This window comes from Arthrobacter yangruifuii (assembly GCF_009192775.1).
Taxonomy (GTDB): domain Bacteria; phylum Actinomycetota; class Actinomycetes; order Actinomycetales; family Micrococcaceae; genus Arthrobacter_B; species Arthrobacter_B yangruifuii.
This window is the reverse complement of sequence record NZ_VTFX01000006.1, coordinates 260,519-273,308: the sequence shown is the minus strand read 5'-3', so window position 1 is coordinate 273,308 and position 12,790 is coordinate 260,519. Positions and strand designations below refer to the sequence as shown.

Here is a 12,790-nt window from a genome sequence, read left to right as displayed (position 1 = left end):
CTACCGTGTAAGTGCCTGCTGTAGGTCCCTCCAGAGGTCCTCAGCATTTTCGATTCCGACGGAAAGCCGCAGCAGCCCCTCCGGAACCGTGTGCGGCTCCCCCGGCTGCCGGCGTCGTCGTTCAATCAGCGACTCCACCCCGCCGAGCGAGGTGGCCGGCAGCCACAGTTCCACGGCTTCGGCCACCTTCTCCGCCGCGGCGGCACCTCCGGCCACCTCAATGCAGACAATGGCCCCGAACCCGGACATCTGCGCCGCGGCCCGCAGATGCCCCGGGTCCTCCGGCAGGCCCGGGTAGCGGACGCGTTCCACCTGCTCCAGCGCCTGCAGCCGGCGGGCGAGTTCCAGGGCGGTGGCCTGCGAGCGCTCCATCCGCAGGGCCAGGGTGCGCAGGCCGCGCAGTGCCAGCCACACCTCGAACGGTCCCGCCACGGCCCCGTGCAGGGACCGGTGCCGGAGCAGGCGCTCACGCAGGTCCGGGTCCGAGGTCACGGCCGCGCCCAGCACGACGTCGGAATGCCCGGCCAGGTACTTTGTCACCGAGTGGACGACGACGTCGGCCCCGAGGTCCAGGGGGCGGGTCACCAGCGGCGTGGAAAACGTGTTGTCGGCAACCACCAGGGCGCCGGCGGCGTGCGCCGCCGTCGCCAGCACCGCGATGTCCGCGACCTCGAGCATGGGGTTGGTGGGGCTCTCCACCCAGAGCATGGACGCGCCGTCGAGCTGCGCGATCACTTCCCCGGTGTCCGCGATATCGACCGTCCGCACGGAGAACCGGCCGTTGGCCGCTTCCTCCGCGGCAAGCAGCAGCGACCCCTGGTAGCTGTGCCGCGGCATGACAACCACCCCGCCCGCGGGCACCAGGGACAGTGCGGCGGTGACGGCCGCCAGCCCGGAACCGAACACCAGGGCCGGCAGGTCTGCCCCCTCAAGCCCGGCGAGCGCCTGTTCAAAGGGATCCCAGGTGGGGTTGGAGTACCGCCCGTAGCCGCGCTCCCCGGGAACGGGTGTTCCGGTGCCGAAGTACGTGGAGGACAGCACGATCGGCGGATTCACCGGCGCATCGTGCCCGCGGACCGGTCGGCCTGCGGAGACAACGAGGGTATCGGGCGAAACAGCGGGTCCGTTCGGGGAGGTGTGGCTCATAGCAATCAGCCTAGCCCGGCATGGTCCGCAGCATCCGGCGGCTCTCCCAGCCGGACTAGGTAGGCTAGGCGGGTGAGCAACTCTATTCTCCCCGGAACCCGCGGCCTGTTTATTGCCATGGAGGGCGGAGACGGCGCCGGTAAATCCACCCAGGCGCAGCGGCTGGACGCCGCCCTGCAGGAGACCGGCCGAACGGTCCTGCGCACCCGAGAGCCCGGCGGCACGCCGGTGGGTGAGGCGCTGCGCACCCTGGTCCTTGAACACGGCAACGGCGAAATCGATGCGCGCACGGAGGCACTGATTTTCGCGGCTTCCCGCGCCGCGCACGTCCAGCAGGTCATCGAGCCGGCGCTCGCCGCCGGAACCGTGGTGGTCTGTGACCGTTACGTGGACAGTTCCATTGCCTATCAGGGTGCCGGCCGGCAGCTGGGCACCGAGACGGTCCGCACCCTGAACGAATGGGCCACCGGCGGCCTGCAGCCGGACCTCACCATCCTGCTCGACGTCGACCCCGAGCGCGGACGGGACCGCCGGACGGCCGGCCGGGCTGCCGAAGACCGGCTGGAATCCGAGCCGGACACCTTCCACCAGCAGATCCGCCTGGCATTCCTCGAAGCGGCACAGACGGCTCCGGACCGGTACCTGGTGCTGGACGCCGGCCGCCCGGTGGACGAACTCGCCGCCGCCATTCGGCGCCGCGTGGAAGAGCTGCTGCCGTGAGTGTCTGGGACGATCTGCAGGGGCAGGACCCCATCGTGGAGCAGCTGCGCCGCGGGGCAGCCGAAGCCCGACCCAACCACGCCTGGCTGTTCACCGGCCCGCCCGGCTCGGGCCGCTCCAATGCCGCCCGCGCCTTCGCCGCGGCGCTGGTGTGCGAGCAGCAGGACCCGGCCCTGCGCGGCTGCGGCGAGTGCAAGGCCTGCCGGACCGTCCTGGCCGGCTCCCACGCCGACGTCACCTCCGTCACCACGGAAAAGGTCACCATCAGCATCGACGAGGCCCGCGAGCTGGTCCGGAAGGCACAGGACAAGCCCTCCACCGGCCGCTGGCGGGTTCTCATTGTGGAAGACGCGGACCGGATGCAGGAGCGCAGCACCAACGTGCTGCTCAAAGCCATTGAAGAGCCCCCGCCGCGGACCATCTGGCTGCTCTGCGCCCCCAGCCCGGGCGACGTCCTCGTCACCATCCGCTCCCGGTGCCGGCCTGTGGGGCTGCGGCTGCCGCCGGTGGAGGACGTGGCGGAACTGCTGATCCGGCGCGACAACATCGACCCGGACGTGGCCCTGGAGGCCGCCCGGGCCGCGCAGAGCCACATCGGCGTCGCCAAGCGCCTGGCCACCGACGAAGGGGCACGGCAGCGCCGCCAAAGCATCGTGCGGCTGCCGTTGGCGCTGCGGAATGTCTCCGGGGCGATGAAGGCCGCCGCGGATCTCGTGGCCCTGGCCGAAGCGGAGGCCGCCAGTTCCTTTGAACAGCGCGACGCCGCCGAAAAGGAAGCACTCCTCGCCTCGCTGGGCGCACCCGCCACCGGCACCCTGCCGCCGTCGCTGCGCAGCCAGGTGAAACGGCTCGAGGAAGACCAGGTCCGCCGGGCCAAGCGGTCCAAGAACGACTATTTCGACCGGGCCCTCACGGACCTGCTCTCCTTTTACCGGGATGTGCTGATGATCCAGCTGGGCGGCGGCGGCCCGCTGGTGAACGAGGGGCTGCGCCGCGAGCTGGAGGAATTCGCTGCCTACGGCTCTCCGGAACAGACCCTGATGCGCATGGAGGAAATCAACACCGTGCGCCGCCGGCTGGTGACCACCAACGTCGCACCCCTGCTGGCCATCGAAGCGATGGCAGTGAGCCTGCTGTAATGTCCATTTATCCGCCGCGTCCCGCCAGCCCGGCCGGCCCGCGTCCCCAGCCGTTCCAGGAGCAAGAATGAGCACTGCCACCGCCCGCCGCCGTTTTACGCGGCTGGCCGCCGCCGCCGCTTCGGTGGTGCTGCTGGCAGCTTCCGCCGCCTGCACTCCGGATCCCGGGCCTGATCCCGGGCCGGACGCCGCCGGGACCGGGGGCGGGAACGTCTCCACCACCGCGCCGGCCAACGTGATCGGCGACGTGCCCGAGGAGCTGCAGGAGTTCTACGGCCAGGAAGTCACGTGGACGGAATGTAACGGGGACTTCCGCTGCGCCACCATCACCGTTCCGATGGACTATGCGGATCCGGACGCCGGAACAGTGGAACTGGCGGCCATCCTGGCCGAATCGGACAAGGACGCCCAAGGCACCATCCTGATCAATCCCGGCGGTCCCGGCGGATCGGGTTACGACCACGTCAGCAAGTATCTCGAAGACGTCACGAGTGACCGGCTGCGGGAGAACTACAACATCCTCGGGTTTGATCCGCGCGGCGTCGGGCGGTCCACCCCGGTCCGGTGCCTGGATGATGAGGAAATGGACGAGGCCCGGGCCGAGTACTTCGATCCGGGCACCCCCGAGGGGCTGGCCGCCTCCCGGATCAGCGCGAAGGAATTCGCGGATGCCTGCGCGGCGGAGACCGGCGAACTTCTCGGCTTTGTCGATACCGCCAGCGCGGCCCGTGACATGGACATCCTGCGCGCCGTTGTGGGCGACGAGAAGCTGAACTACCTCGGCTTCTCCTACGGCACCTACCTCGGCGCCACATACGCCGAGCTTTTCCCGGAAAAGACGGGACGGCTGGTGCTCGACGGCGCCCTTGACCCGGCGTCCACCAATGAGGAAGTCACGCTCGGGCAGGCCGCGGCCTTCGAGAAGGCCATCCGCGCCTATGTGGAGGACTGCGTGACGGGCAGCAACTGCCCGCTCGAGGGCAGCGCCGACGAGGGCGTGGAAACGCTCCAGGCGCTGCTGGCCTCCGTCGAGGCAAGTCCGATGACGGCGGCGGACGGGCGCGTAGTCACCGTGTCCACCTTCGTGAGCGGCTTCATTGTTCCCCTGTACGACGACAGGAACTGGCCCGTCCTCTCGCAGGCACTAAAACCTGCAATGGAAGGCGATCCGACCCTCATGCTCCGCCTGGCGGACCTCAGCGCCGACCGTGCACAGGACGGCACGTACCAGTCCAACAGCACCGAGGCCTTCAACGCCGTCAACTGCCTGGACTACCCCATGGTCAGCGACGACGCGGAGATGGCAGCGGACGCCCGGGACCTCCAGGCGGCTTCCCCGACCATCGGCAGGTACCTGGCTTACGGCGGGATCACCTGCGAGGCCTGGCCGTACGCTCCCGTGAACGCACCGCACGCCATCAAGGCGGCCGGTGCGGCAGACATGCTGGTCATCGGCACCACCGGCGATCCCGCCACCCCGTACGAGTGGTCCCAGGCCCTGGCGGCCGAGCTGGAGTCCGCAGTCCTGGTGACATGGGAGGGCGAAGGCCACACCGCCTACGGGCGCGGCAGCCGGTGCATCGAGGACGTGGTGGACAACTACTTCGTGGACGGAACCGTGCCGGAGGACAACACGGTCTGCTGAGCCGGCACGGCCGCCATTTTGACCCGCGCCCCGGGGACGTATAAAGTAGTTCCTTGTGGATTCTGCCCGGTAACGGACAGGTGAAGCCCGCCTCCTTAGCTCAGTTGGTAGAGCGTCTCACTCGTAATGAGAAGGTCGCCAGTTCGATTCTGGCAGGAGGCTCAGACAAACCCCCGGCATTTTGTGCCGGGGGTTTTCTGTTGCTGGGTCAAACCGGAGGCGCCGGCGTCTTGCGGAAAAGCTGCGCAGATTTTGTGACCGTCTTGCGCAGATCTTTAGGGTTTTCTGCTGTCCGCACCCATAGTGTCGTGGCAGTCGCGGCGAAATACAGCATGTCTCAGCCGCCGGCTCCTTGATACGCCCGGCCGTCCCCGGGCAACAGACCAGGAACCCCCGCCGTTTTCCCCAAGAAAGGGCGGGGGTTCCTGCTGTCCGGGGAACGCCTCAGAGGCGGGGATTGCCGAGGATAAAACACTCAGCACGTAAAAGGTGATGGCCGGCTCCGGCTACGAAGCAGGCGGTCCGGTGACGGGCGGATCCGTTTCGGGCGGAAGCATCCTGCCCGCGAGCAGCGCCTTGATGCGCTCTTCGGCGTCCGGCGCCGCGGCACTGGCGGCCACATTGGCCTCTTCCACTGCCCGCAGCACCTCCTGGCGCTGGATTTTGACGCCCCGGGGAGCATCGATGCCGATGCGCACGCCGTCTCCGCGTGAGTCCAGGACGGTAATGACAATGTCATCCCCGATCAGGATCTGCTCCCCGGACTTGCGTGTAAGCACCAGCATCCGCCCACTCTACCCCACACCGGTGCCGATCCCACGAGCTGTCACGGCGCCGTGAGCGGACTGTGCGCTGCCGCGCGGCACAGATGTCAGAGCACCGGCACGGGCGAGGGGCCGCCGTCGAGCCAGCCGATCGGCAGGCCCAGTGCGTTGACGGACTGCGGTGTCCCGGTGGTGTCGATGCCTTCGACGGCAACGGCATCCACCTCTGCCGCGGAACGCACCGCAGCCACCCAGGCGGCGGTGTCTTCCGGTTTCCGCCCGGCGTCCACCGCGACCCAGACCTGGTCGGCAGCCAGCGCGGAAATCAGTGCCGAATGCCGGCCCATCCCGGTCCCGGAGCGCCCCAGCCCGTAGGCGAGGAAGATGCTGTGGTCCGCCATGACGCCGGCAGCCCGTGCGGTGGCCACCGCACGCCGGTCCCCGGCCCGGCCCTGGCCGTCGGTTTCCAGGACGCCGGCCACGCGGACGGCTGCCGCCCCCGCGCCGGATAGCTCAGCCATGGACCGGCACACTTCCAGGGCGTCATCGCCCAGGCCAACCACCATCACCAGGTCTCCGGCACCGTCCAGCGGTACGGGAGCCGCAGGCACTCCGTGGCGCTGGGCCGGTTCCAGGCGTTGGTGAATCCAGCCCGCAGACGCGGGGTCCGGCTGCGGGCCGGGAGCGGGGGCAGGGGCACCCGTTGCCTGGGTCTCCGCCGGGGTTCCGGTGTTCGCGGCGAGGGCGTCCATCAGCTCGGCGAACGCGTGGGAGCCGGTGGAGACGGCAGGCGCCGCCGGAAAATCCGGAAAAACCGGAGCCGGGGGCGCGGTCGGGTGCAGGGTGGATTCGGCCCGTTCCGCTTCTTCAAGCAGGGCAGAAATTCCGGCTTTGCCGGGCACGGTCCGGGCGGGCAGGTCCGCTTCCACCGGGGCACGACGCCGGCCGCTGGGCGGCAGCTCCACGGTCACCTCGTAGTGCTGGCGGGACAGGAACCCGCCGATCCCGCCGACGGTCACCTTCTCCGCGGCGATAATCCGCGCCCGGGGGCCGTGTTCGGCCAATACCTGGGCCTTCAGGACGTCAAGCGACGGCCCCTCAAGCTGAAATCGTCTCGGTTCCACGCACCACCCCTACAGTCTCGATACCGACATTACCTGCTGTGGCTTCGGAGTAGGACAGCACCGGCAGGCCGCCGGTCTGCGCCGAAACCAGCCGCCGGATCGCCGGGCGCAGCGCCGGAGCGCAGACCAGCACCGCGTTGTAGCCGGCGTTTTCGGCACCGGCCACGGCGGTCTTCAGCGAGGCCAGCACGGTTTCCAGGCGAGCCGGGTCAAGCAGGATCTGGCTGCCCTGGTCCGAGGGCCGCAGGGCTTCGAGCATGGACTGTTCCAGTGCCGGGTCGATCATGATCACGCGCAGGACGCCGTCGGCAATGTACTGGGCAGCCAGCGCCGGGCCGAGAGCGGTCCTGGCGGTTTCAATCAGTCCCTCCGGGTCCGGGGAGACCTTGGCGCGCAGCAGCAGCGACTCGTAGATCCGCGGCAGGTCATTGATGGGGATCTGCTCCGCCAGCAACCCCTGCAGCACCCGCTGCACTTCGGCCAGCGAGAGCACGTTGGGGATCAGTTCCTCCACGGCGGAAGGGTTCACCAGCTTCACCCCCTCGGTCAGCACCCGGACGTCCTCCCGGGTGAGCAGCCGGGCGGCGTTGGCCGTGATGACCGCGGAAAGATGCGTCACCAGGACGGAAACCCGGTCAATCACGGTGGCTCCGGACATTTCCGCGGCGTGCTGCATTTCCGCCGGAACCCATTTGCCCGCCAGGCCGAACACCGGTTCCACGGTGGCGGTGCCGGGCAGCCCGTCCAGATAGTCGCCCAGTGCCAGGATCCTGCCGGCCGGGGCATCCCCCCGCCCGGCCTCCACGCCGGCGATCCGGATGACGTAGGTGGAGGCGGGCAGGTCCACGCTGTCGCGGGTGCGGACCGGGGGCACCACAATGCCAAGGTCCATGGCGATCTTGCGGCGCAGCGACCGTACCCGGGCCAGGAGGTCATCGGAGCCGCCGGTGACAATATCCACCAGGTCCGGGGCCAGCAGGATCTCCAGGGCGTGGACACGCATCTGTTCGATCAGGTCCTCGGTGGTCTCGGAGACGGGCGGTGAGTCCAGGGCCGCCTGTGCCAGGTCCTTGTCCGCCTGGTCGGATGCTTCCTTCGTTTTGATCCGCTGCGAGATGAAGATCAGCAGCGCACCGATGACGATGAACGGGAGTTTCGGCATGCCCGGAATGAGGGCCATGACAATGGCAGCTCCGCCGGCGATCATCAGGGCGTTCCGGGACTGGCCCAGCTGCGCGCCGGCCGTGGAGCCCATGTCCGCCTCGGCGTTGGACCGGGTGACGATCATGCCGGTGGAGACGGCCATCAACAGGGCCGGGATCTGGGTGACCAGGCCGTCGCCGATGGTCAGCAGGCTGTAGGTGCTGACCGATTCGCCGACGGACATGCTCCGCTGGAGCATGCCGATGGCGATGCCGCCGATGAGGTTGATGATGATGATGATCAGCCCGGCAATGGCGTCACCCTTGACGAATTTCGACGCACCGTCCATGGCTCCGTAGAAATCCGCCTCGGCGGAAACCTCGGCCCGGCGTTCCCGCGCCTGGGTATCGGTGATGAGCCCGGCGTTGAGATCGGCGTCGATGGCCATCTGCTTGCCCGGCATGGCGTCTAGCGTGAACCGTGCCCCGACTTCGGCCACGCGTTCGGCACCCTTGGTGACCACCACAAACTGGATGACCACCAGGATCAGGAAGATCACCGCGCCGATGATCAGCGAACCGCCCACGGCCACGTGCCCGAACGCTTCAATCACCTGCCCGGCGTACCCCTCCCCCAGCACCAGGCGGGTGGAGGCCACGTTCAGGCCGAGCCGGAACAGGGTGGCCACCAGCAGCAGGGACGGGAACACCGAGAAGTCCAGCGGCTTGCGCACAAACATGGTGGTCAGCAGGATCACCAGGGCCAGCAGGATGTTGATGATGATCAGGATGTCCAGCAGCGCCGCGGGGATGGGCACCACCAGCAGCAGGATGATGCCGATGACGCCCACGGGGACGGCGAGTTTCAGGAGGTTGCGGTTGCGGTTCACGACGCGGCCTTACGGTGTTGTGGGGTTCGGGTATCGGGCGGCGCGGGCGCCATGGTGTGGACGCCCTGTGCGGCGCCGCGCCGCTTCAGGGCCATGACAAAGGCCAGGACGCGGGCGACGGCGTTGTAGAGTTCCACGGGAATTTCCTCGTTGAGCTCGCAGGCGCTGTGCAGGGCACGGGCCAGCGGAATGTCGGAGACCATGGGGACGCCCTGCTTTTCGGCTTCCTCGCGGATGCGGGCGGCAATGTTGTCCGCACCCTTGGCCACGACCCGCGGCGCGGATTTGCCCGGCTCGTATTTGAGGGCCACGGCCACGTGCGTGGGGTTGACGAGGACGACGTCGGAATCCGCCACGGCGGCGATCATCCGGTTCCGGCTCATGGCCAGCTGCCGGGACCGGCGCTGGGACTTGACCATCGGGTCGCCGTCGCTGTTCTTGTTTTCGTCCTTGACTTCCTTTTTGGTCATGCGGGTGCGTTTGCGGTTGCGTTTCATCACCACGAAGATGTCCGCCGCGGCGAGGATCAGGCCGGCGGCGACGGCGGCCTGCAGCAGGGACGCGGTGCCGCCCGAAGCCGCTTCCAGGACGGCCGAGACCGGCAGCCCGCCGGCGGACATGAGCACCGGCATCAGCTGCTGGATCACGGCGTACAGGACCAGGCCCACCACGGCCGTCTTGAGCAGGGATTTGGCTCCGTTCCACAGGGCCTGCGTACCGAAAACGCGTTTGACGCCGGCGAGCAGGTTGAACTGTTCGAACTTGCCCTTGAATTTCTTCAGGTGGATTCCGCCCTGGACGGCGGCGGTGAGCAGCACGGCGGCGGCAACCACTCCCAGCAGCGGGCCCAGGATGAAGCCCAGTGTGCCGAGCCCCTCGTACATCTGGGTCAGGGCCAGTTCCGGATCGGGAGCCGCGATGGTGGTGGCGACGCCCGCCAGGATCTCTCCGGTGGCTTCCGCGCCGCGGGAAATGGTCAGCGGCATCATCAAAGCGGCCGCCCCTACGCCCACCCAGGCGGTCAGGTCCTCAGACCGGGAGAGCTGGCCCTTGGACCGGACTTCCTTCATCCGTTTGTCGGTGGCCTGCTCGGTCCGTTCTCCGGTTGGCTGTTCCGGCATCTATCCCACCCCCGCCAGCGCGCCTTCGATGGCGGAGACCAGCGCGGATACGATGCGCGGCAGGGCCAGGAAAACCATGGAGGCCAGGGACAGGGTGAGCAGGATCTTCAGCGGGAAGCCGAGGGCGAAGGCGTTCAATGCAGGGGCCACCCGGGTGAGCAGGCCCAGCCCGGCATCGGCCAGGAACAGGACCACCAGGAGCGGACCGGCAATCTGCACCGAGGCCAGGAACATCTGCGACACAGCCCCGGTCAGTGCGGAGACCGGTTCCGCCAGGTCCAGCCCGCCGGTCAGCGGCAGTGCCGTGAAGCTGCGCATCAGCCCGCCGATGATCAGCTGGTAGCCGTCCGAGGCGAAAAGCAGGGCCAGGGCGGTGACCTGGAAGATGCGCGTGAACTGGGCGCCGTTGACCATGGACTGCGGGTCGAAGGCCTGGGCCAGCTGGAAGCCGCCGAAGGTATCAATCAGGTTGCCGGCGGACTGCACGGCGGAGAACACCACCATCACCAGGAACCCCAGGGCGGCGCCCACCAGCAGTTCCATCACGACGGCCATGAAGAACGCCCCGGTGCCCAGGGCGTTGTATCCCTCGCTCACCTGCGGGGCGATCGCCAGGCCCAGGCCCAGCCCGAGCATGGCCTTGATCCGGGCCGGGAACGCGTTGTAGGAGAACGGCGGGGCGATGATCAGAAAGGCCACCATCCGCACCGACGCCAGCAGGAACGCCTCAATCCAGTCCTGGTCAAGGGTGATCTCCATCTAGCCTCCGCCGAGCAGGGACGGGATCCTGGCGAACATCTCGTGGGTGAAGGACACTATTTCCGAAATCATCCAGTGTCCGCAGACCAGCAGGGCGACGGCCACGGCGAGGGCCTTGGGCACGAAGGAAAGGGTCACTTCCTGGATCTGGGTGATGGACTGCAGCAGCGAGATGCCGAACCCCACCACCAGTGCCGTGATCAGCACCGGGGCGGAGAGCTTGGCCGCGACCCACAGTCCCTGCATGGCGATGTCCAGGACGGCGCTTGTATCCACTAGGTGCCGCCCTGATAGCTGTTGACCAGGGAGGTGATGATCAGTCCCCAACCGTCCACGAGGATGAACAGCAGGATCTTGAACGGCAGGGAGATCATCACCGGCGGAAGCATCATCATGCCCATGGACATCAGCGCCGCGGAGACCACCAGGTCGATGACCAGGAACGGCACGAAAATGACGAACCCGATAATGAACGCCGCGCGCAGCTCCGAGATCATGAACGCCGGAATCAGCGTGGTCAGCGGAACGGACTCGGGGGTTTCCGGGTTCTCCTGCCCGGCCGCGCGGGTCATCAGGGCAATGTCCTCTTCGCGGGTGTGGGCGAGCATGAACTGCTGCAGCGGGCCGGTGCCGGTGTCGAGGGCTGCGTCGAAATTGATGTCGCCGTTGAGGTAGGGCTGCACGGCGAGGGAGTTAATTTCGCTGATGACCGGCGCCATGATGAACAGCGAGAGGAACAGGGCCAGCCCGGCCAGGACCTGGTTGGGCGGGATCGACGGCAGCGACAGGGCGTTCCGCGTCATGGCCAGCACCACGAAGATCTTGGTGAAGGAGCTCAGCATCAGCAGCAGCGACGGCGCCACGGAAAGCAGGGTGATGCCGATCAGGGTGGTCACCGCGGTGGAGGACCCGCCGTCCTGGCCGTTGATGTCGATGCTCAGGCCGCCGCCGTCGCCGTCGGGCGCGGCGGGAGCGGAAGGGGCCGCGGGTGCGGACGGAGCCGGCGGATCAAAGGTGGTGGCGTGCCCGGCGGCTGCGCCCAGCAGCAGCAGCGCAGCTATGGCGAAAAGCAGAACGGCGGCCAGTGCAAGGCCGTGGCGGGCCCGGCGTACGTCGACGGCGGCGCTCACCCTTTGCGTCCCCCGCGCAGCGCGGCACCGGCCTGGCGCCAGGTTTCGGGGGCCAGGATGGAGCCGGCCAGCGCGGATTTTTCCGGCACAGGTGGGGCGGACGGCAGGGCATGGGCACCCCGTGCGGTGCGGCGCGGCGACGGCCCGGCGTAGGACGCGGGATAGGGACCCGCGGTGCCGGCGGACGGCTGATAGGCATCGGCGGTTTCCGCCGTTTTCAGCGACGCGGCGAACCCGGCGTCGGATGCCGGCGCCGCCGGGAGGCCCATGGTGTGCAGCAGGTTGACCGATCCTTCGGCCACCCCGAGCAGGAGGTGCTTGCCGTCGGTCTCCACTATCACCAGGGAGGTTTTGGGAGTCAGCGGCTGGCGGCTGATCACCCGGACGGCGGCGTTCGCGCCGGCGGATCCGTTGGCGCGGCTAAACCGGCGCTGCAGGAACCACAGGAGTGCCAGCACGGCGCCGAGTGAAACCAGGACGCGGAGACCCAGGAACAGGGTGTCCACTAATTGAGCCCCTCGACCACGTCCAGGATCTTGGTGATCCGCACCGCGTAATCCTGGTCGATGACCACCACTTCGCCGTTGGCGATCAACCGTCCGTTCAGCAGGATGTCGGCGGGCGCACCGGCGGAGCGGTCAAGCTCCACCACGCGGCCGGGCTCCAGGTTCAGCACGTCGCGCACGGACATGCGGGTGTGCCCGATCTCCACGGTCAGCGCCATCTCGATGTTGTTGATGCGGCCCATTTTGCCGATGATCGAGGGGTCCGTGTCCGCGCCGGTGGCACCCGGGGTGTCGCGCAGCCGGATGGCGAACCACCCGGCGGTGCCCTCCGGGGAGCGCAGTTCAAAGACGACGCTGTCCGGATCCGAGAAGAGGGCGGAGGCGTCCTCGGTGCGGGCTTCGCCGAGCACACCGACACCCAGCGTGGCGCTGGCAGCTTCGAGCGAGGGGCGCAGCACATCGGCCGCCGAGACGAGCGCCGAATCCGTGCCCGCGACGTCGGCCAGCGGTGTGGAGCTGTCCAGGACCAGGGCGAGGTCCGCCGATTCGGTGCCCACGAAGGACGCGGTGACTGCAGTGGCGGCGTGCGACGCCGGCACTCCCGCGCCGTTGTGCGGGATGGGTTCCAGGACAAGGGGCGTGGGCAGGCCGCGCACAAGTGCGGAAACGGCGTCTGCGTGCAGGCTGTGGGGGCTGGACATGGG

Annotated in this window: 13 protein-coding genes and 1 tRNA gene; 4 read left to right on the top strand and 10 right to left on the bottom strand. The window is 68.4% G+C overall.

Annotated features, from left to right (window positions below; translation table 11 throughout):
• Positions 1-1,146: a trans-sulfuration enzyme family protein gene (locus tag GD627_RS15750; RefSeq protein ID WP_152273315.1), complete on the bottom strand. Its 1,146-nt coding sequence runs from the start codon at positions 1,144-1,146 to the stop codon at positions 1-3.
• Positions 1,147-1,263: 117 nt separating this feature from the next.
• On the opposite strand from GD627_RS15750, the gene tmk reads away from it, so the two are divergent.
• From tmk to GD627_RS15730, 4 genes are all read left to right on the top strand, one after another.
• Complete coding sequence (gene tmk / locus GD627_RS15745) at positions 1,264-1,866, top strand: dTMP kinase (RefSeq protein WP_246165571.1); 603 nt, start codon at positions 1,264-1,266, stop codon at positions 1,864-1,866.
• Complete coding sequence (locus GD627_RS15740; protein ID WP_152273314.1) at positions 1,863-3,005, top strand: DNA polymerase III subunit delta'; 1,143 nt, start codon at positions 1,863-1,865, stop codon at positions 3,003-3,005. The genes tmk and GD627_RS15740 overlap by 4 nt, the downstream gene beginning before the upstream one ends.
• A gap of 67 nt (positions 3,006-3,072) precedes the next feature.
• Positions 3,073-4,650, top strand: coding sequence for an alpha/beta hydrolase (locus GD627_RS15735; protein ID WP_152273313.1), 1,578 nt, complete (start codon positions 3,073-3,075; stop codon positions 4,648-4,650).
• Between the two features lie 89 nt (positions 4,651-4,739).
• Positions 4,740-4,812, top strand: a tRNA-Thr gene (locus GD627_RS15730).
• Between the two features lie 344 nt (positions 4,813-5,156).
• Here the strand turns inward: GD627_RS15730 and csrA are convergent.
• The 9 genes from csrA to fliN all read right to left on the bottom strand — a co-directional run bounded on the left by csrA (position 5,157) and on the right by fliN (position 12,787).
• Positions 5,157-5,435 carry a carbon storage regulator CsrA gene (gene csrA, locus GD627_RS15725; RefSeq protein ID WP_146364218.1) on the bottom strand — a complete coding sequence of 93 codons (279 nt, stop codon included), beginning with the start codon at positions 5,433-5,435 and terminating at the stop codon, positions 5,157-5,159.
• 86 nt (positions 5,436-5,521) lie between these two features.
• Positions 5,522-6,538 (bottom strand): hypothetical protein, encoded by a 1,017-nt coding sequence (locus GD627_RS15720; protein WP_152273312.1) that lies wholly within the window; start codon positions 6,536-6,538, stop codon positions 5,522-5,524.
• The gene (locus tag GD627_RS15715) at positions 6,513-8,570 is read right to left on the bottom strand and encodes a flagellar biosynthesis protein FlhA (protein ID WP_152273311.1); all 2,058 of its coding nucleotides are present in this window, start codon (positions 8,568-8,570) and stop codon (positions 6,513-6,515) included. The genes GD627_RS15720 and GD627_RS15715 overlap by 26 nt, the downstream gene beginning before the upstream one ends.
• The gene (locus GD627_RS15710) at positions 8,567-9,691 is read right to left on the bottom strand and encodes an EscU/YscU/HrcU family type III secretion system export apparatus switch protein (RefSeq protein WP_152273310.1); all 1,125 of its coding nucleotides are present in this window, start codon (positions 9,689-9,691) and stop codon (positions 8,567-8,569) included. The genes GD627_RS15715 and GD627_RS15710 overlap by 4 nt, the downstream gene beginning before the upstream one ends.
• Positions 9,692-10,450 (bottom strand): flagellar biosynthetic protein FliR, encoded by a 759-nt coding sequence (locus GD627_RS15705; RefSeq protein ID WP_152273309.1) that lies wholly within the window; start codon positions 10,448-10,450, stop codon positions 9,692-9,694.
• Positions 10,451-10,726 carry a flagellar biosynthesis protein FliQ gene (gene fliQ, locus GD627_RS15700; protein WP_146364208.1) on the bottom strand — a complete coding sequence of 92 codons (276 nt, stop codon included), beginning with the start codon at positions 10,724-10,726 and terminating at the stop codon, positions 10,451-10,453.
• Positions 10,726-11,580: a flagellar type III secretion system pore protein FliP gene (gene fliP / locus GD627_RS15695; protein WP_246165561.1), complete on the bottom strand. Its 855-nt coding sequence runs from the start codon at positions 11,578-11,580 to the stop codon at positions 10,726-10,728. The genes fliQ and fliP overlap by 1 nt, the downstream gene beginning before the upstream one ends.
• Positions 11,577-12,086 (bottom strand): flagellar biosynthetic protein FliO, encoded by a 510-nt coding sequence (gene fliO / locus GD627_RS15690; protein WP_152273308.1) that lies wholly within the window; start codon positions 12,084-12,086, stop codon positions 11,577-11,579. The genes fliP and fliO overlap by 4 nt, the downstream gene beginning before the upstream one ends.
• Entirely contained in the window at positions 12,086-12,787 is a 702-nt protein-coding gene (gene fliN / locus GD627_RS15685) for a flagellar motor switch protein FliN (protein WP_152273307.1), read from the bottom strand. The genes fliO and fliN overlap by 1 nt, the downstream gene beginning before the upstream one ends.
• Positions 12,788-12,790: the final 3 nt, after the last annotated feature.

Coding starts and splice junctions, on each gene's coding strand:
- GD627_RS15750 (WP_152273315.1), bottom strand. CDS start 1,146: ATGAGCCACACCTCCCCGAACGGACCCGCTGTTTCGCCCGATACCCTC.
- tmk (WP_246165571.1), top strand. CDS start 1,264: ATGGAGGGCGGAGACGGCGCCGGTAAATCCACCCAGGCGCAGCGGCTG.
- GD627_RS15735 (WP_152273313.1), top strand. CDS start 3,073: ATGAGCACTGCCACCGCCCGCCGCCGTTTTACGCGGCTGGCCGCCGCC.
- csrA (WP_146364218.1), bottom strand. CDS start 5,435: ATGCTGGTGCTTACACGCAAGTCCGGGGAGCAGATCCTGATCGGGGAT.
- GD627_RS15710 (WP_152273310.1), bottom strand. CDS start 9,691: ATGCCGGAACAGCCAACCGGAGAACGGACCGAGCAGGCCACCGACAAA.
- GD627_RS15705 (WP_152273309.1), bottom strand. CDS start 10,450: ATGGAGATCACCCTTGACCAGGACTGGATTGAGGCGTTCCTGCTGGCG.
- fliN (WP_152273307.1), bottom strand. CDS start 12,787: ATGTCCAGCCCCCACAGCCTGCACGCAGACGCCGTTTCCGCACTTGTG.